The following is an 18,911-nucleotide window of genomic DNA, read 5'->3' on the forward strand; positions in this document are numbered from 1 at the left end:
CTATGGCGGTGAAGAGAATGAAAGCAAGAGGCGCTAGTCCGGCCCATTCGAATGAACGCAGCGCTGGGCTCGCCAATGCCGTTGTCACGGCATGCGGTCTGGCCAAGGTGCTCGACATTGGTTCAGGCGCAGGGCGATTGACCGAGGCCTTGCTGCGCCAGGGCGTCGATGCAAGCGGACTCGAACTCGATGGTGCGCTCGTCGACGATGCCAACGCAAGAATGCCCGGCCGCTTCATCCAAGGAGATGCCCGGGCGATGCCCTTCGATGATGGTCAGTTCGAGGTCGTCGTGTCCGATGGCTGCCTTGAATGCATGGATGAGGAAGGCCTGCGTGCGGCATTGGCGGAAATCCGCCGCGTATGCAGTCGCGACGCCATCTTGCGGTTTGCCTCGGCATCCATCAATGAAAATGGCGTCGCGCGGACCCGAGCCTGGTGGGAGCGGCTCTGTTTTGCCGCTGGTTTTCGCAAGCATCCGCGCTACTACCGGCTCAATCCCTACGACTCGCTCAACCATGAGAACGGCGACATCCTCGTGGCGCTCGAACGCATTCCCGACGCCGCACTGGCCGCCTATCCGCTTTCTGCGCTGGAAGAGGAGCGCGGCCTGCACATGGACATGTTGCGCGATACCGGCGAGCGCTCCGACGCGCACGTGATCCGCTATCAGTGGGCCTGCGATTTCATCCGCCCCAATGACCGCGTACTCGATGCTGCCTGCGGCCTGGGCTATGGCGGTCACGTCGTCCGCGCGCTGACCCGTGCCTCCAGCGTCACCGGGATCGATGGCAGCGAGTATGCCGTCGACTATGCCAACCTCTGCTATGCAGGCGATCGGTCGCGCGGTGCCTACGTATGCGGCTACCTGCCGCAAGCGCTGCACGCTTACCCCGATGCCAGCTTCGACGCGGTGATCTCTTTCGAGACGCTCGAGCACGTGGAAGATCCGCAAGGTCTGCTCAAGGAGTTCGAGCGCGTGCTGACACCGGGCGGGCGGGTAATCGTCAGCGTGCCCAACGACTGGAGCGACGAGAGTGGCGAGGATCCCAATCCTTACCACCTGCACGTGTACGACCTCGATCGCCTGCGCACGGAGATCGCCAACGATTTCGATGTGGAAGCTGCGTACGTGCAGTCGGCCAGTCAGGCGAAGGTCGTCGGTCAACGCTTCGTCTGGGAAAGGAAGCAGCGCGAGCTGTATCCCGTCGACCCGCAGACGCGAGAACCCTGGAGCGCGGAATGGTGGCTTATGGTGGGGATGAAGTCGCCCTTTGCCGCCGCCACTTACGAAGAACGTGTATTTGACCACGTCGCAGCGTCCGGCCATCCTTCAGTGCAATACGCCCAGGAATACGCCAACCCGTGGCTGGGCTTATCCATGATCACGATTGGCCAACGTGCCTCCTCTGCTGCGTTGCGCGGGCGATATGCTGCCAGTGTGCTGAAGCAGGCGGCTGCCGGGTCCGCTGACGAAGGTGCCGCGCTGTGCGTGCAAGCCTATGCGCTGCTGGAATCGGTGCTGCCGTCGTCGACAACCGTCGACGCGCTGTTGGGGCGGATCGACAACTACATTCAGGCCCCGGGCGAAGGGCGGATGGTTCTGCGCTGGCGCGTGTCGCTCGCCTACGTCAAGGCAGCGGTGCTGCGCGCTCAGGGGAAGCTCGACGCGGCCATCGATGCGTTCGTTGCCTGTGCCCGGATCGACGCAGGAGCCTTCGGCGTACACTTGCTGACCAAGACGACCGCGTCGTGGTTCGAGGCGGGGCGGTTGGCCCTGGCGCTGGGCCGAGAGGAGCAGGCGCATGATCTTTGGCTGCAGGGGCTGGAGGTGGGCCGCCGCCTGCTATCGGTGAGCCTGGACGACGTGCTGTTGCTGCCGGAGCATCCGAATCTCTTCAACCATGGGGATGGTATCCGCGAATACGCGCTGGCGTGGGATAATCTGGCGCGCTGCGCCAATGGTATCCATTTGCTGGCGGCGGGAGGCGAGATCGATGTTCGTGCGCTGGATGCGAGTTTCGCCAATGAATATGAAATCGTTACCCGTGATCAGCAAGAAGGTCGCTCACAGCTACGCTACCGCGATGTTGAACTCGGTACGCTGCGATCAGAGTTGCATGATCGCACCTTGCGATTGGAAAACGCGACCACCGATCTGGTTAGCCGTACTGACGAGTTGGTCAGCGTGCGAGAAATCCTCATCGATCGTACGCGGCAGCTAGAAGACGTCAGTGCGCAGCTTTCGGAACGAACCAGGCTTCTCGAGGAATCGGATGCACGGACGCGAGCGTTGCAGGCCGAGCTCGACGAACTGCGGTCCTTGCTTGTCGAACGCACAGAGGCATTGGATCTGGCTAGCCGGGAACTGATCGATCGGACCGGACGGCTGGAATCAGCTTACGCTGAACTGGCGAATCGGGAGCCAAAAGTGGTGTGAGTCGTTGGGCTTGGCAAGCCGCGTGTGTGACGATGTTGCCATTGTCGCCTCAGGGCGACCGGCGCGGCGTATGGGGATTGCTTATATATTTCGTCGTCCGCAGCTGTGGATGCGTTTTGAATTGGTTAGAGGGAATGGCATGAAGAAGGAAGACAAGATCGTAGTGACCGGTGCGCGGGGCCTGTTCGGCTCTGCGATGGTCGAGCACCTCCGCGCACTGGGTTATCACAACGTCGTACCCGTGGGTCGCGAGGAATGCGACCTGGTCGACCTTCCTGCAACGCGCCGCTATTTCGAGAAGATAGCGCCGCAGTATGTATTCCATGGCGCCGGTCGTGTCTACGGCATCATGGGGAACATGAAGAACAAGGCGCTGTCGTTCTACGACAACGTCCTGATCAACACCAGCGTGGTGGACGCGGCGCAGAAGGCCGGCGTGCGCAAGATCGCCGTGATGGGGACTGGTGCCGTGTATCCGTATCCGCCGCCGGCGCAGCCCTTCACCGAAGACATGATCTTCATGGGCGAACCGCACAAGTCCGAAGATTCCTACTCGCACGCTAAGCGCGCCATGCTGGGTATGCTGCGCGCTTATGGTGAAAGCTATGGGCTGGACTGGACCTATATCGTGTCCTGCAACCTGTTCGGGCCGCGCGATCGCTTCGACGCCGAGCAGGGCCACGTGATCCCCTCCCTCATCAAGCGTTTTCACGAAGCCAAGCGCAATGGTGGCCGCGTCGCGGTGTGGGGGGATGGTACCGCCCAGCGCGACTTCCTGTTCGTGGAAGACGCCGCCAAGGCCGCGCTACTAGCGATGGATAACGTCCAAGGCCCGGTCAACATCGGTAGCGGCAACGTCTACACCATCCGCGAGATGGTCGAGGCGCTGACGGAGGTGTCTGGGATGCAGGGCCGCGTGGACTGGGACCTGAGCAAGCCTAACGGTCGCGAATATCTCGGTTACGACCTTAGTAAGATCGACGCGACTGGTTTCCGCAGCGACAACACGCTGAAGGAGGGCCTGCAGAAGACCTGGGACTGGTATATCGCCCATGAAGGAGCGCTGTGATGTCGTCAGCGGTGCCTCGGGTCCTGGTGATCTCCCAGTGGCCTAAGATCAAAAATGCCGAGTACGAACTCATCGAGAAAATGAGGAAGACTGGCTATCCCATCACCGTGGTGGACTTCCTGGGATTCGACGTCGCGACCGGCAAGTGCATCAACGATGTACATCTGCCTGACAAGTACGATTTCGCTATTTCGTTCCACTACGACACGCCGAAGTTCCTGAATCTGCGCACGTTCCTCTGGGTAGCCAATCCGCTGGAATTCATGCATTTCCAGTCCAACTACCGCATCAACCTGATCCAGCATCTGCGCGCTTACGATGGTTATCTGTTCAACGGCTCGGCATTGCTGAAGGAACATATCCGCCAGGTGCTGGGCAGTGAGTGGCAGGACAAGGGTCTGTCGCTGATCGGCTCTGCGTCGCGCAGCGCGCTGGTGCCGCCGCATCCGCTGGGCGGCGCTGCAGCGGCCGCAGAAGCTTCCAAGGTCTTTTACTGCGGTGTGAACTGGGAGCGCGGAAGCGGCAAGTCCGGCCGTGCCCAGGGCCTGCTAGATGTGCTGCAGGAGCGCGGCATCGCCGACTTCTATGGGCCGCGCAAACTGGAAGGCATCGATCCGTGGGCCGGCTTCACCTCTTACCGCGGCGAGATCCCATTCGACGGCGTCAGCATGTTCGAAACCATGCGACAGTACGGTGCGGTGCTGGCGGTCTCTTCGCCCGCGCACCTGAAGTCGCGCACGGCCTCCGGTCGTGTGTTCGAAGGCCTAGTGTCAGGTACGCCGGTCATCTCCGATCGCAACCCACATGTCATCGAGCAGTTCGGGGATCTGGTGTATTACTTCTCCGGGGAGACCGAGCAGGAGCGCGCCAACGCCATCCAAGCGGCGCTGAACCAGATCCTGGCCGATCCCGAGGAGGCGAATCGGCGCGTTCGCGCAGCGCAGAAGCTGATCGCCGAAGAGTACTCATTCGAAACCAAGCTCGACGCGACTCTGGCGGCGATCAAAGAGGAGCATCATGCTGCATTGGCTGCTGCAGATGCCGGTGTCGTCGTGGACGTGGTCCTGATCGACCACGATCCGTGGACCAAGCAGGACGATGATAGTGGTGAGCAGGTGTTCCCGAACCTGACCCACATCTTGCGCGCTGCGGCGGAACTTCAAAACCAGTCGCGCCATCGCGTGCGCATCACGGTCCGCAGCCCGCGCTGGCGCGAGAACGCGCCAGCCGACAAGCCGACCAACGTCGAATTCCGTTTTTCGCCTCCACAGGGTGATGAGGGTGAATGGAACAAGCAGCGCCTGGGTTCCAAGCTGTTCGACGCTGCCGGCCTGGTCGAGGGCGACTATGCGGTGTTCTTCAACCAGCTAGACTTCCCGCAGTACGACTATTTTGAGAAGGCGCTCGACTGGTCGTTGCATGTCGCGCTGAAGAAGCGGCCCACCGTGTTCGTTTCCGGCTTCTTCGTCAACGCATTCAAGGCAGAGGCGCCGGCGAGCGCTGGCGGCATCCTGCGCAACAGCAGTTCGGTCGGCCTGTACCGCTGGACCCAGGACAGCATCGCAGAGCATCAGCTCGGTACACTGTTCTTCAGCCGCGAAGCGCTCGCGACGCTGGATCTGTCGACGTTGGTCCGGTTCGACATCCTGCTGGCGCTCGCCCTCGTGCTGCGCGCGAGTGACGCGGATGTCGAACTTCATCGCTCACGTCATCTCACGTTGCGCGAGAACGAGGGCTACTTCCACCACTACAACGCTATGCACATGCAGGTTGCCGCGAAGGGTTTCTGGGCGCTGCAGTACGACATGCCCACCAACTTCTCGCATGAGATCAATGCGCTGTACGACGCCTTCCACGAGTCGCCAGCGGCCGTGGCCGTCGCCGACAAGCTCAGCGGGCATGGCCTGCCGGCGACTCCCGTCATTCCGGGCATGGATCGCTTCAACTACTTCGCGCAGCGCGTGCGCCCATTTTATGTAGTTGCTCGCAAGATCTGGCACGTCAGTGGCCTGTCATGGCTTAATACTAGGTTGCGTCACCGGAAGTGACCTCATTACTACACGGACTACGGGTATGGACATGAATTCGTTCGTCAGGGTAGGAAGCTCCGGCTTGAAGTTGTCGAGCCTCACCTTCGGCAGTGCATTGACAATTGGCACCGAAAAGACAGACGTCGGGTTCGCCCGGGAAATGGTCGATGCGGCTTGGGATCTGGGGATGCGCTCTTTCGACACGTCCAACAACTATGGAATGGGCAAGGCCGAATCCCTGCTGGGGCAGGCATTGGAAAGATACCCCAGGGAAGAATTTGCCTTGGCGACCAAAGGCTCCTGGCCGATCGGCCCTCATGTCTACCACAAGGGGTTGAGCCGAAAGCACATCCGCTGGGCCTTCGAGCAATCGATCTCACGGCTCGGCGTCGAGTATGTGGATATTTACTACGCTCATCGCTACGATCCCGAGGTTCCAATGGAGGAGGTGGTCAGGACGTATGACCGCCTGATCGATTCCGGGCGGATCTTGTACTGGGCCACTTCCGAATGGCCCATTGAGGCGCTGCTGGAATGCCATGAAGTATGTGATCGCCTCGGCATGGAGAAGCCGATCCTGGAACAGTTCATTTTCTCGTATGCGATCAACAGAATTGATGCCAACGGCGTCAGGGCTTTCTGTGAGACAAATGGGGTGGGAATGCTTGGTTTTTCGCCACTGGCGCAAGGCCTGTTGACCGGTAAGTACCGCGATGGCGTCCCCTCCGGATCCCGTATCTCGAAAAGCGAGCAGATTGGCTACGACAAGACGGAGAAGATCTACGAGCAGAACAAGGCCCGGATCGATCACTTCGTCAATGCTTGCCAAGAGTTCGATGTGAAAGGAAGTCATGCGGCGCTGCAGTGGGTGCTCAGGGGAGGCGTCCTTCCCGTGCTGGGGGCCAGCAGTACCGCTCAACTGGAGGAAAACGTGCGCGCCTTGCAAACCGCCATTCCGGACGAGTTCTGGGCGCGCGTGGATTTTCCATCAGAGGAATGTAGATGAAGCTCGCAGCGTCCAATATCGGTTGGGGATCAGAAGATGACCAAGCTGTTTTCGAGAAGCTGAAGGCCGAGGGCTTCTCCGGGCTGGAGATTGCGCCAACCCGGCTCGTTCCGGTGAATCCGTACGAGCCGCACAGCCGGCGCCTGGCGGCATCGATGGTCGCGGAATTCCGCAGCGCATGGGGCTTGGATACATGCTCCATGCAGTCGGTCTGGTATGGATTGAGCGAGCGGATTTTCGGGTCGGAAGATGAGCGCAATTTCCTGCTGCAATACACCCGTTCGGCAATTGATTTTGCTGTGGAGGTCGGCGTGCCTCATATCGTTTTCGGATGTCCTAAAAACCGGGTCATCGAAAATGCGGGGCAGTATCCGATAGGGGTTCGATTCTTCTCGGACTGTGCGGCCTACGCCGAGCGGAAGGGCGTGGTGATCGGGATGGAGGCTAATCCGACGCTTTACGGCACGAACTACCTCAATACCACATCCGAGGCATTGGCGCTTGTGCGGTTCATCGACTCTCCGTCTCTGCGGCTGAATCTGGACGTGGGAACGATCATCGCCAATAACGAGCGCATCGAATCGGTGGTTGCCGCTATCCCCTACGTCAGTCATGTACAGATCAGCGAGCCGTCGTTGGTGAAAGTCGCCCTGCGCCCGGAACATGCGGAGCTGGCCCGACTGTTGAAGGCGGAAGGATATGCCGGTTGGGTTTCGTTGGAAATGAAAAATCTTGGCCTGGCAGACCTGTTCAGCTCGCTGGAAGCCGTGGCGGCGGCGTTCGGAAAGAACTGATATCCAGCCTCACATTATCTCAATAGTGTTTTCCTAGGTGCCTGCACATGATTGCTCCACTTAAAACAGTATTCCGGATCAAGGACGTGCTGCAGCGAATTGCTGTCTCGAACATCTATCTCTACATATTTTCGCGCAGAGTAGTGGGTCGTTTGCCGTTCATGCTGCCGCACGACGCGGACTTCCATGGCCTGAGCAAGCTGGCGAATGATCGCGACCTGATGCTGGACGTGGGCGCCAACGACGGGCTCTCCGCCCGGTCGATGCATCACCTTCGGCCGCAGAAGTCGATTTTCTCGATCGAGCCCAATCCCGCGCACGAGGCGTCGCTTGCCGCGCTTCGCGCGAAGGGCTGGCCCTTCGACTTCCGCATGGTCGGCGCTGGCCGCGGTGCGGCGTCCTTCACGCTCTTCACCCCGGTGTACCGGGGTTTCGCGCTCACGAACTATGCGTCGATGAACCCCGAGGCGGTGCGTGCCAACCTCGAGAAGCACATGAATATCGACGGCCTTTCCCGGCATGTCCAGCTGGTCGAGAACGTGGTGCAGGTGATTCCGCTCGACGAGCTGAACCTCCAGGTAGACGTCGTGAAGATCGACGTGGAAGGACTCGAGGACTCCGTGGTGGCCGGGCTGGCCAACACCATCGACAGGTGCCGACCGGCTTTCATGGTCGAGCACAATCCCCTCAGCTATCCGAATCTTGCCGAGTTCTTCGCCGGCCGGAACTACCGGGTTTGCCGTTACCTGAAGCAATCCGATTCCTTCGTGGATTTCGACGGCGGTCCGATCCTCAACGTCTTCTTCATTCCCGTTGAGCGCCTGCCCGGGGTCGGGAGATGAGAATCGCCCGATTCAACGTCGACGGTCCGCGCATGCTCGATGCGCTGGCGGACTGGCTTGTGCGCGCCGCAGGCGCGGCGGCAGGCGCCATCGACAGAAACCGAGCGTTCTTCCTCGCGGCCGCGGTGACCTTGCTCTTCTACTATCCGGCGCTGAGGCATGGCTCGCTTGACGCCGGCGGCATCCTCTATGGCGGGGATGTGCTCGGCCTCTACTGGCCCTCCATGATGAAGACGCATTCCCTGCTCGCGGGAATGCACTTCAGTGCGCTGGATTTTTCACAGTACAACGGCAGCTCCGACTATTTCCTTGCGCCGAACTTCTTCGTGCTGCACCCGCTCTTCGTCCTCTATTGCCTGCTGTCCTCACCGGAAGGCACGGCAATGCAGGACTACGGCCGGATCCTGGTCTGGCTTGTTGCCCTTCATTCGTTCATTGCCTGCTATTTCTCGTTGAGGCTGCTGACGCGTTTCTTCGGCTTCGCGATTGCGGCCTTCGCGGCCACCGCCTTCACGTTCAGCGTGAACATGATCAGCGCGACCACGCAGCCGCAGTTCATCTTCTGCATATCGGTGTTGCCGTGGGCGGCCTACATGGCGCTGTCCTTCGCGGCCGGGCCGACGGTCGGACGGCTGTTCGCCGCGGCCCTGCCGGTGATCTTCGGCTTTCTCGGCGGCTATGTCCCCATCGGCGTCACGAGCATCGGGCTGTCGGTCGTCGTGGTCGCCGCAACGCTTCTGGTGCTGGCCGACGATGACGTCACGCTGCGGATGCGCGTTCGGCGCGTCGTGCTGGCGATGTTGCCCTACGGGGTGGCATCGGTAATCGTGATGCCTTACCTGCTCGCCATCTACCGGCACCTGAAGGCGACGATCAGCACCGATACCCCGTCGCTGTTCTATAGCGCTCACCAGCTTGCCCAGGCGCCCCAGGGCCTGCTCCGGCTGCTTTCCACGCGGCTGGAGGTGCCGGGGCCGTTCTACGAGTTCTCGTCGCAGGCGGGCCTGATCGCGGTCGTCATCTTCTGCCTGTTTGTCTTCGGACGCGATCCGATCAAGGCGGTCACACCAAGGGAGTGGCGGGCGATCGTGGGCTGCCTGGCGATCTGGATGCTCGTCACGCTGTCGACTTTCGGCGAGTTCAGTGTCGTCAGCGACCTCGTCTACTACTTCGTGCCCCAGGTCGGGGGCATGCATATCTATCAGCGGTTCCTGCTGCCGGTGCACCTCCTGTTCGCGGTAGTCATCGCCATCATGCTGCGGGCCGTGGTCGAGACCCGGCCGGTGCTCGCCACCAAGCTCGCGCTGCTGGTCGTGGGGCTGCTCGTGCTGGTCGGGGCCTTCCTGGTGGCACGAAGCCCTGGCGTGTCGGGCAGTCTCGGCTTGAACAACTACGTGCTGTTTGAACTGGTCCTTGCGTTCGCCTTCATCGTGGCATTGCTGGTGCCGGTGAGGGGCATTGCGTACAGCGCGGCCATCGCCCTGTCCCTTCTGCCCGCACTCGACGTGATGTACGACTTCTCGCACGGGCGGAATACCTACGAGGCCCGGTCCAGGACGGACGTGATGTCGCTTGATGCGGGCGAGAAGCATCGCTTTGCCGAGTATCTCAAGCAGCGGTTCTCCGACAAGGCCGTGCTCAAGTATGTCGACCTCACCCTGCTGTGGAGCAAGGTGGGGCGGGAGCCATTTCCCAAGTCGTTCCCTTACCTCGTCCTCAACGAGCTGAAGCTCTCCTCCTACCATGGCTTCGATTTCCGCATGGGTCCGCGTGCGGATTACCTGCAGAAGATGCCGATGGCGGTCAGGGATGAAACCTGGGTGCTGAATCCTGACTGGGACTTGGTCACGCGTTCGAGCGCGGACTTCTTCGTGGCCTATGAGTCCGACCTGTCCGCCGTGGGCGCCCTGGCGGAATTCGCCGCGGGCGTGGCGCCCGACGACATCTACCACCTGCCGAACGGCATCGTCGCGGTGCCTTTGCGGGCCACGGCATCGGCAAATCCACCGGCCGACTCCACCGTGGTGGACAATGGCTTCTTCAGGATCGGGCCAACGCGTCCTGAGCCGGTGAATATCGCCAGGGGCAAGGCGGCGACGCAGAGCGGGACCATCGATGGCCGCGAGGCGCGCCTCGCCGTCGATGGCAATACGAACGGGGATCTCGAGGCTGGATCGATTTCCCACACCAACCAGGATCTCAACGCGTGGCTTGATATCGACCTTGGCAGTGCGCAGGCGATCGACCGCATCGGCATCTGGAACGTGAAGAGGTACGAGTTCAGGCTGCACGACTACTGGGTCTTCGTCTCCAGGACGCCTTTCGGGCCCGCCGACACCGCGGACACCCTGAAGGCCCGGCCGGGGACCTGGGCGCGGCAGCTGCCCGGGCGCACGCAGCATGACGTCGTCCGGGTCGGCGGTGTGCAGGGTCGCTATGTACGTGTGCAGCTTGGCGGCGCGAGCGCGCCGGAGGAAGCCTATCTTCACCTGGCCGAGGTCGAGGTATTCGGTGGCCCGGCACCGGCACCGGCTGCGGGAGCGGTCACCGACGTCTCGCCGAAGCTGCTGGATTTCGAAACCAACTTCGCCAATTACACCCGGGTGGCATGGCAGTCGGACGCGCCGACGACCGTGCAGTACCTGTTCTCCGATAATCCCAACCTGCGCTACACGCTCAATGGCAAGCGGATCAAGCCGAGGCCGCGCGAGGGACTGATCACCATCGACGCGGCGGCGGGCCGCAACGTGCTGGAGCTGCGCTACAGGAACTGGCCATTGCTGGCTTTCTGGGTCATGTTCGCCCTGTACGGCGTGCTTGCCGCGCTGGCGTGGCTGGTCCCTGCCGTCAGGTCGCTGCGAAGGGTCGATAGAAATTGAATTACTCCATGTTGAACAGGACCGTACAGCGATACCGGCAGGTGTTGACCTTTGGATTGGTCGGCGTCGTCTCCAGCATTACCTATCTGCTGGTGATCGCCCTGTGTGCTTCCTGGCTTGGCTGGCGCAATACCCCTTCGGTGATCGTGGGCTATGCGGTTGGGACCATCGTTTCCTACGTCGGCTCAGGGGTCTTTGCGTTCCGCAGGAAAATGAGTGGCGCAAGCCTGGTGAAATTCCTGATCGTGGTCGGGCTGTCGTTTGGCATGAATGTGCTGGTCTCCGAGGTGCTGTCCCCGATGGGCGTGGATGCGGTCATGGTCGGGGTGGTCAATGTCGTCCTGGTCGGGGTGTTCAATTTCCTCTGCCATAAGTTCTGGACCTTCCGGGAATAAGATGAACAGGGCTATCGTCATTGGCGGCGGCTTCTTCGGCGCGTGCATCGCCGAGCACCTGGCGCGGAAGGGTGCCAAGGTGCACCTATTCGAGAAGGAAGATGCCCTGATGACCCGGGCCTCGTTCAACAACCAGGCGCGCGTCCATAACGGATACCACTATCCGCGCAGTGTGTTGACCGCACTGCGTTCGCGCCTGTCGTTTCCCCGGTTCGTAGGTGAGTTCAGGGATTGCGTCTATTCTTCTTTCGAGATGCAGTATCTGATCGGAAAGCCCTTGGGGAAGGTCACTGGCCGTCAGTTCCAGAAGTTCTGTGATCGTATCGGCGCGCGCTGTGTTCCTGCGTCGCATGCCATGCAGAAGCTTGTCAACCCGAGTCTGATCGAGGCCTGCTTTTCCGTCACTGAGTACGCGTTCGACGCGGTCGCATTGCGGGACAGAATGATGGGTAGGTTGGCGGATGCAGGTGTGCAGGTGCATTTCGGTACTTCCGCGCAGCGTATTCGGCGGGAGGGGCCTGGTCTGGTCGTGGAGGTTGGCAAGGAGGGAGGCGATGAATGGACTGAGCTGCATGCCAGCCATGTTTTCAATTGCTCGTACTCCCGGATCAACTACCTCAACGCCAATTCCGGTTTGGAGCTGATACCGCTGAAGCATGAGGTGACCGAGATGTGTCTTGTCGAGGTTCCGCCCGAGCTCCGGGATGTCGGGATCACCGTGATGTGTGGCCCGTTCTTCTCGGTCATGCCCTTCCCGTCGGCCGGGTTGCACTCATTCAGTCATGTCCGCTACACGCCTCGCTTCGAGTGGTCTGATGAACAGGGAGGTCAGTACGCCGACAGTCAGCGCATTCTCGACGATCATGGCCGCGCGTCGGCTTGGCGCCATATGCAGAAGGATGCCGCCAGATACATCCCATTGCTGGATGAGTGCGTCTACAAGCGCTCCCTATGGGAGACCAAGACCGTCCTGCCACGCAGCGAGTCGGATGACTCCAGGCCGATCCTGTTGAAGGCCAACCATTCACTGGAAGGATTTCACTGCGTCATGGGGGGGAAGATTGATAATGTCTACGACGCGATTGACGCGATTGACGCGATTGAGGCGAGAGGTCTGGCGGAGTTCGGGGGGAGGGGCTGAGTGAAAAGCGATTCTTTTGTTTCGGTGGTGTACGTCGTGGAGACGGCCGCGCCATTGCGCTACGAAGAGATCTCCGCCATGCAGCGCGAGCTGAATGTCCGGTACTCGGATTACGAGATAGTTGTGGTCGGGCAGGGCGCGATCATGGATTCGAGCGCCAGCAGGGACATTGTGGAGATGCTCACGCACCTGCCCAGCGTCCGCTATATCCAGCTGGTGGGGACGGTTAGCCTGGATGTCGCCTGGGCGGCAGGGCTGGAGAATGCCATCGGCGACTTCGTCGTGCTTTTCAACCATGAGATGGATCCCATCTTGGTGGTTCCGGATGTCGTGGACCTCTGCAGGTCCGGCTATGACGTGGTCATTGGCACGGCGAAGCGGCGTAAAACCCTCGCCTATACGGTTTTCAGGTATTTCGCGGATCGCCTCCTGCGCGCCATCGATTACCAATTGCCGAAGAATGCGACCAGCCTTAGATGCCTGAGTCGGCGTGCGGTGAATGCCGTGACGAGTACCGGGCGTTTTCACCACCAGTTCTATCTGCGCATCCAGAAGACCGGCTACCCCTCGGTGGCCTACAACTACCAGAGCAGGTCCCCGCTGTCAGGAGAGAAGTCCCTGGTGCAGGGGGTTTACCGTCTGGTTCAACTGATGGTATTCAATTCGCTGCGTCCGCTGCGCTGGATGTCCGTGCTGGGCTTCCTGGGTGCTCTTGCTGCCTTTGTGTTGGCCACCTATAGCGTGCTGATCCATCTGGTCAGCAACAACATCGTTCCAGGATGGACCACGGTCGTGCTTTCGATGTCCATGCTATTCATGTTCCAGTTCATCATGATGGCGTTCTTCGGGGAGTATCTGGGCAGGCTGCTCGACGACCGCAGGGAGCGGGGTGATTACTCCATTGCATTCGAGAAGAACAGTGTGGTCATGGTCGATCAGGATCGGGTCAACGTGCTGTGAGTTTCCGCGCGCGCGGATGACAATGACTGGACGGGAATTATTAGATGAAGAAGTTGATTTCGATCATTGGCCCGATGTACAACGAAGAGGCGCTTGTTTCTACGTTCTGCGAGGAGACGTTGCGGGCCCTGGAGCCGATAGCGGACCGCTATGATTTCGAGCTGCTACTGGTGGAAGACGGGTCCCGGGACGGCACGTACGAGCAGATGAAGGCGGTTCGTGCCCGGTTCCCGGACACGATCAGTGTGCTGCGATTGACGCGGAACTTTGGACTGGAAGCGGCGATCCAGGAGGGTCTGCGCGCCGCGTCCGGGGATGCAGTCGTGGTAATGGATGCCGATCTGCAGGACCCGCCTGCGGTCATTCTGGAGATGATCAAGGCCTGGGAGCAGGGGGCTGACATCGTCGTGGGTTCCCGCTCCGGTCGCCCGAGTGACAGCTTCTTCAAGCGCTCGACCGCGCACATCTTCTACACGGTAATGGATGCGCTTTCCGGAAAGCTCAAGCTGGAGGAGAGTGCCGCGAATTTCCGCCTGCTGGACCGCAAGGCCGTGACGAGATTGTTGGAGCTGCCCGAGGTAAATGGCGTTTTCCGGGTGTTGGTTCCCTACCTGGGGATGAACACCAGTGTGGTCGCTTATGAGCGGGACAAGCGGTTTGCCGGGGAAACGAAATACAAGTTGATGTCGATGATCCGCTACGCGCTCGACAGCCTGACGGGGATTTCGATCGAGCCGTTGCGGAAGATCGGGCTGGCAGGCGTTGTTTCGGCGCTATGTGTCGTGGCTTCGATTGGCGCGATCTTTGTCGCGCCGCCGGCCTGGATCGCGCCCCTCGTGGTGTGTGCCGTGTTGTCGCTGCAGTTTGCGCTGTTGTTCTTCGTGCTCGCGGTCATTGGCGAATATCTTGGACAGGTGCATATCGAATCCAAGAGGCGGCCGATCGCGTTGCCTTACGAGTTCCAATCCTGTGGAACTTCGGAGCGGCGGAAATCGCTCGGTCAGTCGTGAGGGCAGGTCTGGTGGCTGGGTGTGCCCTGGTGGCTGTCGCGTTAGGAAGTGCGAACGTCATTCCGAACTGGAAGGGAAATCAGTTCCCTGAGTGGAGTGGTCAGCGAGCGATATGGCGTCGCTTCGGCTTTCTTCGTGTCTGCCGGGGAGGTGTGACGCTGTGAGTAATGTCGATCGGGGCCAATCGCAAAAGACAAAGCGGCTGTTGCTTGTGTCTTTCTATCCACCCGAGCATGGTACGGGTGGGGGACTGCGCCTGCTTGACATGTACCGCCTGCTCTCCGAGCAGGTCGAGGGGCTTTCGCTCACGCTGGTCACCTGCAGCCATGGCGAGGCGCTTGAGCCTGAGCTGGCTTCGATTTTCGAACGTGTCATCCAGCTGCCGGTCGAGATGTTCAACGAAGCCGGAATCGTGGCCAGCGGCGTGCTGGAGGGAGGCTTTGATGCGGTCGATCTGCAGTTCTTGCAGGCGGGCGACCTGGTGGCCTTCTTCCGCAGAAGTGGAGTACCACGGGTTGTCGTGTCCCCGATAGAGTCCCATGTCCGCGCAGCGGCCCTTGCGCTGCGCCATCAGGGCGTGCCGTTCGTGCCGAGCAAGCACTGGTTGTTGTGGGAACTGCGGTTCGCACTGCGTGAACTGCTTGGCGTCTGGCGAGCCGACCGAGTGATGTGCGTGTCCGAAGCGGATGCGCGGGTCCTGCGCATGTTCAGGTTCTGGGGCGGCGTGCAAGCGGTGGAAACCGGGATCTCTGTCGCAGAGTTTGCCGAGTCCCTCCGCGCGTTGCCGGAACGTGCACTGAAGGGCGTGCCGACCGTGGTGTTCCTGGCCTATTTCGGTTCGCAGACCAACCTGGACGCGCTTGACTGGTACCTGCGTGACGTTCATCCGCATGTGAAGGCCAGGCACCCCAGCTACCGACTGCGTGTGGCCGGGCGCGGGCTGGCCCAACTGCCGGCGCATGCTGATGAAGCCGTTGACCTAGTGGGCGAGGTTGGCTCGCTGGAGGCCGAGTTGTCCCACGCATGGGTCGGCATCGCGCCGGCGCTGGGTGGGGCAGGATTGCGTGGTAAGATCAACCAGTACGCAATCGCAGGCGTACCCTGCGTCGCATCTACGCTTGCCGGGGCGGGGTTTGCGTATGAACCCGAGCGCAGCATCCGCCTTGCTGACAACGCGGCCCAGTTTGCCCGTGCCTGCATCGAACTTCTTGCAGATCCCGAGCGCAATCGGGAAATGGGGCGGTTGGCACGGCAGGTCTGTCTCAAGGAGTATTCCTGGGATAGCCGGCTGCCTGCCTTGAGGAGGATCTTTTCTCTGTGACTTTGACAATCCATCGACTAAGGTTTAGGAAGTAATGAGTAAGGTTGCTTTGATTACGGGTGTGACGGGCCAGGATGGTTCGTATCTGGCCGAGTTCCTGTTGGGTAAGGGCTATATCGTTCACGGTATCAAGCGGCGCAGTTCGCTGTTCAATACTGATCGCATCGATCACCTTTACCAGGATCCCCACGTCAGGGATCGTCGCTTCATCCTGCACCATGGCGACATGACTGATTCGAGCAGCATGATCCGCATCATTCAGCAGACGCAGCCGGACGAAATCTACAATCTAGCCGCGCAGAGCCATGTGGCCGTGTCGTTTCAGGAGCCTGAATACACTGCCAACTCCGACGCCCTCGGTCCGTTGCGCGTGCTTGAAGCGATCCGCATCCTTGGCCTGGAAAAGAAGACGCGCTTTTATCAGGCTTCGACGTCGGAACTGTACGGCTTGGTGCAGGAAATCCCGCAGAAGGAGACTACGCCCTTCTACCCGCGTTCACCTTATGCGGTTGCCAAGCTGTATGCCTACTGGATCACCGTGAACTATCGCGAGTCCTACGGCATGTATGCCTGCAATGGCATCCTGTTCAACCACGAGTCGCCGGTGCGCGGCGAGACTTTCGTGACCCGCAAGATCACCCGTGCGCTGGCTCGCATCAAGCTGGGCCTGCAGAGCTGCCTGTATTTGGGCAACATGGATGCGCTGCGTGACTGGGGCCATGCCAAGGACTATGTCGAGATGCAGTGGCTGATGCTGCAGCAGGAGCAGCCGGAAGACTTCGTGATCGCCACCGGCGTGCAGTTCAGCGTACGCGATTTCGTGAATGCCGCTGCCGCCGAACTCGGCATGAACATCCGCTGGGAAGGCAACGGGGTTGACGAGAAGGGCTACGACGACAAGGGCAATTGCGTGGTTGCGGTCGACCCATTGTATTTCCGTCCCGCCGAAGTGGAGACACTCTTGGGCGACGCGAGCAAGGCCAAGCAGAAGCTGGGCTGGGAGCCCAAGATCACGTTCAAGGAACTCGTGGCCGAGATGGTGCGCGAGGACCTCAAGTCTGCCGAACGCGACGAGTTGGTGAAGCGTCACGGCTATAGCGCCTTCGACTTCCACGAGTAATCGATCGAACAAGTCGCAAGGTAGTAAGGAAGGGGCCCGTCAAGCGGGCCCTTTCCATTTGGTAGAGACAGGGGGCGTATGAAGATTCTGGTTTGCCGCGGTGCCCGTTTACATCGGGTCGCATATGGTGCGTCGCTGCTCACCAGCGGCAGGGAAGTGGTCGTGTATGAAAACCTGTCCACAGGCCACTGAGAAGCCTTGCCCGACGTAGCGCTGGTCGCAGGCGATCCTGTGCGACGGCGAGACGCTTGCCCGCACTATCGCGACGCACCAGATCGGCGCCGTGTTGCATTTGGCCGTGTTGCATTTTGCGTTCCTCTCGCTAGTCGGCGAGTCGGTCGCGCTGCCGCTGGACTACTGCGCCCAGTTCGCATTGCCTCAGTCACGACAGGCGTGTCCGCCTGGCTTGGTCTTGCGATAGACCGTGCCGCCAAACGTGCCGTACGACTTGCTGGTATCCACCGGGATGGTGCCAGCGACTTCGTAGAGGCCTGTCGCTTCGACTGCGGCGGTGAGTATTCGCGGGTCCGGCCAGTCGATACGTGTAGTAGTCATGACTACGTCGGGAGAGCAGCGAATCAACTCGGCTTTAAGGCGTTCTCCATCCAGTCCCAGTTGAATGAGTTCACCACTGAGGTTGCTCAATTCGCTGGATGGAGGAAGTGCGCCTGAAAGCGGATATAGCGAAAACATGAAGCCGCTGACACTCACGGTGCCCGCGGGCGGGGTGGTGGCCTGGATCAGGCGTGCAGCCATCAGGTAGTTCGATTGGTTAACGATCTCGGCTGGCCATCCGCTGCGCGCTACGCGGTATGCTTCCCTGGTGGCATAGGGCAGCGTCTTCAAGGCGTCTTTGATCTGTGGGGCAATCATCAAGGCCGTCGCAGCGGCGAAGAGAGATGCTGCGGCGTGTGCTTGGCGAGGTGGCCGGCCTTGGATCAACACGCGCCATCCCTGGGCGCACAATCCCGCCAAGCCAAGGAGGCAGACGGCAAAGTGGTAAGGAAAGCCGATTTTCGTCGCAGGTTCTATCAACGCAGTAAGCGTAATGCCTAGCCACAACGTGGCCTTAGGGAGTTCGCATGCATTGCGTCGCATCCATTGGCGCAACACTATTACCAGAAGGCTAGCCGTTGCAAGAATCAATGGCAGCCGCGCAGTGGCAAAGAAGCCGCTCAGGGCGTTGTTGAAGTACTTTTGACGCTGGTTCTCAAGTGCGCGATATAAAAGTCCAGCGCTTTTATAGCCGGCTACCAGCCCTTCGAAATCGCCCCGCCAAAGTGCGATAAGTGCAAGCAACGAGAGTCCCGCGGCTGCGCCACCGGCACAGAAATGCAATGTGCTCCTGAAGCCGCGGCTGATCCAGATGGCGGCGACGGCAAAAACAACGAATGGAGCCAGTGTCTCTCTGAGCAAAACGCCGAGTGCGACTAGTGCGCCGATGCTTGCGTAGCGTCGCGCCGAAAGCGGCCCGTCTTTCCCCGACAGCAATAGTGCCGCGAGTAGTGGAACATACGCAGCAAAAAAACTGTTCTTGAAGCCGTATTGTACGAACACGGCGGCATTCATCGTCAGAAGGAAGAGCGACGAGATAGCTGCAGCGGCCAAGACGCTGCGTGATTCCTTGAGCAACACGAAAAATAAAAGTCCACCCGCCACGGATGCCACGACGAGATCCGCGATGCGCAGCAGAACGCTGTGATTGCCAGGAAGTTCGAATATCCAAGATAGCAGCATGGGGTACAGCATCAGCGGGCCGTCATCTGGCAGTCGCCCATGACTGGACACCGATGCCGCGATCTTCATCGCGAAATAGGCCATGTAGCCTTCATCGGTGGAAGGGGGTGCGGATATGTTCGCGACACGTGGCAGCACGGTTGTCGCTAACACAACGAGCAGCATGGTG

General features: G+C 60.3%; 14 protein-coding genes. 13 read left to right on the forward strand and 1 reads right to left on the reverse strand.

The annotated features are described in order from the left end of the window. Positions 1–2 precede the first annotated feature (2 nt). The 13 genes from J2Y70_RS09695 to gmd all read left to right on the forward strand — a co-directional run bounded on the left by J2Y70_RS09695 (position 3) and on the right by gmd (position 17,005). On the forward strand, positions 3–2,438 hold the full coding sequence (locus J2Y70_RS09695; RefSeq protein WP_309916535.1) for a methyltransferase domain-containing protein: 2,436 nt from the start codon (positions 3–5) through the stop codon (positions 2,436–2,438). Between the two features lie 139 nt (positions 2,439–2,577). Then, positions 2,578–3,507 carry a GDP-L-fucose synthase gene (locus tag J2Y70_RS09700; RefSeq protein WP_309916538.1) on the forward strand — a complete coding sequence of 310 codons (930 nt, stop codon included), beginning with the start codon at positions 2,578–2,580 and terminating at the stop codon, positions 3,505–3,507. After that, positions 3,507–5,555: a glycosyltransferase gene (locus tag J2Y70_RS09705; protein WP_309916541.1), complete on the forward strand. Its 2,049-nt coding sequence runs from the start codon at positions 3,507–3,509 to the stop codon at positions 5,553–5,555. Before J2Y70_RS09700 ends, J2Y70_RS09705 begins: the two co-directional genes overlap by 1 nt. A 31-nt stretch (positions 5,556–5,586) precedes the next feature. Next, complete coding sequence (locus tag J2Y70_RS09710) at positions 5,587–6,543, forward strand: aldo/keto reductase (protein WP_309916544.1); 957 nt, start codon at positions 5,587–5,589, stop codon at positions 6,541–6,543. Beyond that, positions 6,540–7,337: a sugar phosphate isomerase/epimerase family protein gene (locus J2Y70_RS09715; protein ID WP_309916547.1), complete on the forward strand. Its 798-nt coding sequence runs from the start codon at positions 6,540–6,542 to the stop codon at positions 7,335–7,337. Before J2Y70_RS09710 ends, J2Y70_RS09715 begins: the two co-directional genes overlap by 4 nt. Before the next feature lie 47 nt (positions 7,338–7,384). Beyond that, entirely contained in the window at positions 7,385–8,179 is a 795-nt protein-coding gene (locus J2Y70_RS09720; protein WP_309916551.1) for an FkbM family methyltransferase, read from the forward strand. Between the two features lie 32 nt (positions 8,180–8,211). Then, the gene (locus J2Y70_RS09725; RefSeq protein ID WP_309916554.1) at positions 8,212–11,058 is read left to right on the forward strand and encodes a discoidin domain-containing protein; all 2,847 of its coding nucleotides are present in this window, start codon (positions 8,212–8,214) and stop codon (positions 11,056–11,058) included. Positions 11,059–11,066: 8 nt separating this feature from the next. Beyond that, entirely contained in the window at positions 11,067–11,453 is a 387-nt protein-coding gene (locus J2Y70_RS09730; protein WP_309916556.1) for a GtrA family protein, read from the forward strand. 1 nt (position 11,454) lies between these two features. Then, a complete protein-coding gene (locus J2Y70_RS09735; RefSeq protein WP_309916559.1) occupies positions 11,455–12,594 on the forward strand; it encodes an FAD-dependent oxidoreductase in 1,140 nt (379 codons plus the stop codon). Beyond that, positions 12,595–13,554, forward strand: coding sequence for a hypothetical protein (locus J2Y70_RS09740; protein ID WP_309916562.1), 960 nt, complete (start codon positions 12,595–12,597; stop codon positions 13,552–13,554). A gap of 44 nt (positions 13,555–13,598) precedes the next feature. Continuing rightward, complete coding sequence (locus J2Y70_RS09745; RefSeq protein WP_309916566.1) at positions 13,599–14,564, forward strand: glycosyltransferase family 2 protein; 966 nt, start codon at positions 13,599–13,601, stop codon at positions 14,562–14,564. 265 nt (positions 14,565–14,829) lie between these two features. Then, positions 14,830–15,885, forward strand: coding sequence for a glycosyltransferase family 4 protein (locus J2Y70_RS09750; RefSeq protein ID WP_309916569.1), 1,056 nt, complete (start codon positions 14,830–14,832; stop codon positions 15,883–15,885). Between the two features lie 34 nt (positions 15,886–15,919). Further along, positions 15,920–17,005 (forward strand): GDP-mannose 4,6-dehydratase, encoded by a 1,086-nt coding sequence (gmd, locus tag J2Y70_RS09755; protein WP_309916573.1) that lies wholly within the window; start codon positions 15,920–15,922, stop codon positions 17,003–17,005. Positions 17,006–17,383: 378 nt separating this feature from the next. Here the strand turns inward: gmd and J2Y70_RS09760 are convergent, their stop codons facing one another. Next, positions 17,384–18,907 (reverse strand): hypothetical protein, encoded by a 1,524-nt coding sequence (locus tag J2Y70_RS09760; protein ID WP_309916576.1) that lies wholly within the window; start codon positions 18,905–18,907, stop codon positions 17,384–17,386. Between the last annotated feature and the right edge of the window lie 4 nt (positions 18,908–18,911).

It is taken from the genome of Xanthomonas sp. 1678 (assembly GCF_031455575.1).
Classification (GTDB): Bacteria; Pseudomonadota; Gammaproteobacteria; order Xanthomonadales; family Xanthomonadaceae; genus Xanthomonas_A.

What these genes read in the sequence shown, in the direction of transcription:
- J2Y70_RS09695 (WP_309916535.1), top strand. Translation starts at nt 3, where the DNA reads ATGGCGGTGAAGAGAATGAAAGCAAGAGGCGCTAGTCCGGCCCATTCG.
- J2Y70_RS09700 (WP_309916538.1), top strand. Translation starts at nt 2,578, where the DNA reads ATGAAGAAGGAAGACAAGATCGTAGTGACCGGTGCGCGGGGCCTGTTC.
- J2Y70_RS09705 (WP_309916541.1), top strand. Translation starts at nt 3,507, where the DNA reads ATGTCGTCAGCGGTGCCTCGGGTCCTGGTGATCTCCCAGTGGCCTAAG.
- J2Y70_RS09710 (WP_309916544.1), top strand. Translation starts at nt 5,587, where the DNA reads ATGAATTCGTTCGTCAGGGTAGGAAGCTCCGGCTTGAAGTTGTCGAGC.
- J2Y70_RS09715 (WP_309916547.1), top strand. Translation starts at nt 6,540, where the DNA reads ATGAAGCTCGCAGCGTCCAATATCGGTTGGGGATCAGAAGATGACCAA.
- J2Y70_RS09720 (WP_309916551.1), top strand. Translation starts at nt 7,385, where the DNA reads ATGATTGCTCCACTTAAAACAGTATTCCGGATCAAGGACGTGCTGCAG.
- J2Y70_RS09725 (WP_309916554.1), top strand. Translation starts at nt 8,212, where the DNA reads ATGCTCGATGCGCTGGCGGACTGGCTTGTGCGCGCCGCAGGCGCGGCG.
- J2Y70_RS09730 (WP_309916556.1), top strand. Translation starts at nt 11,067, where the DNA reads ATGTTGAACAGGACCGTACAGCGATACCGGCAGGTGTTGACCTTTGGA.
- J2Y70_RS09735 (WP_309916559.1), top strand. Translation starts at nt 11,455, where the DNA reads ATGAACAGGGCTATCGTCATTGGCGGCGGCTTCTTCGGCGCGTGCATC.
- J2Y70_RS09745 (WP_309916566.1), top strand. Translation starts at nt 13,599, where the DNA reads ATGAAGAAGTTGATTTCGATCATTGGCCCGATGTACAACGAAGAGGCG.
- J2Y70_RS09750 (WP_309916569.1), top strand. Translation starts at nt 14,830, where the DNA reads ATGTACCGCCTGCTCTCCGAGCAGGTCGAGGGGCTTTCGCTCACGCTG.
- gmd (WP_309916573.1), top strand. Translation starts at nt 15,920, where the DNA reads ATGAGTAAGGTTGCTTTGATTACGGGTGTGACGGGCCAGGATGGTTCG.
- J2Y70_RS09760 (WP_309916576.1), bottom strand. Translation starts at nt 18,907, where the DNA reads ATGCTGCTCGTTGTGTTAGCGACAACCGTGCTGCCACGTGTCGCGAAC.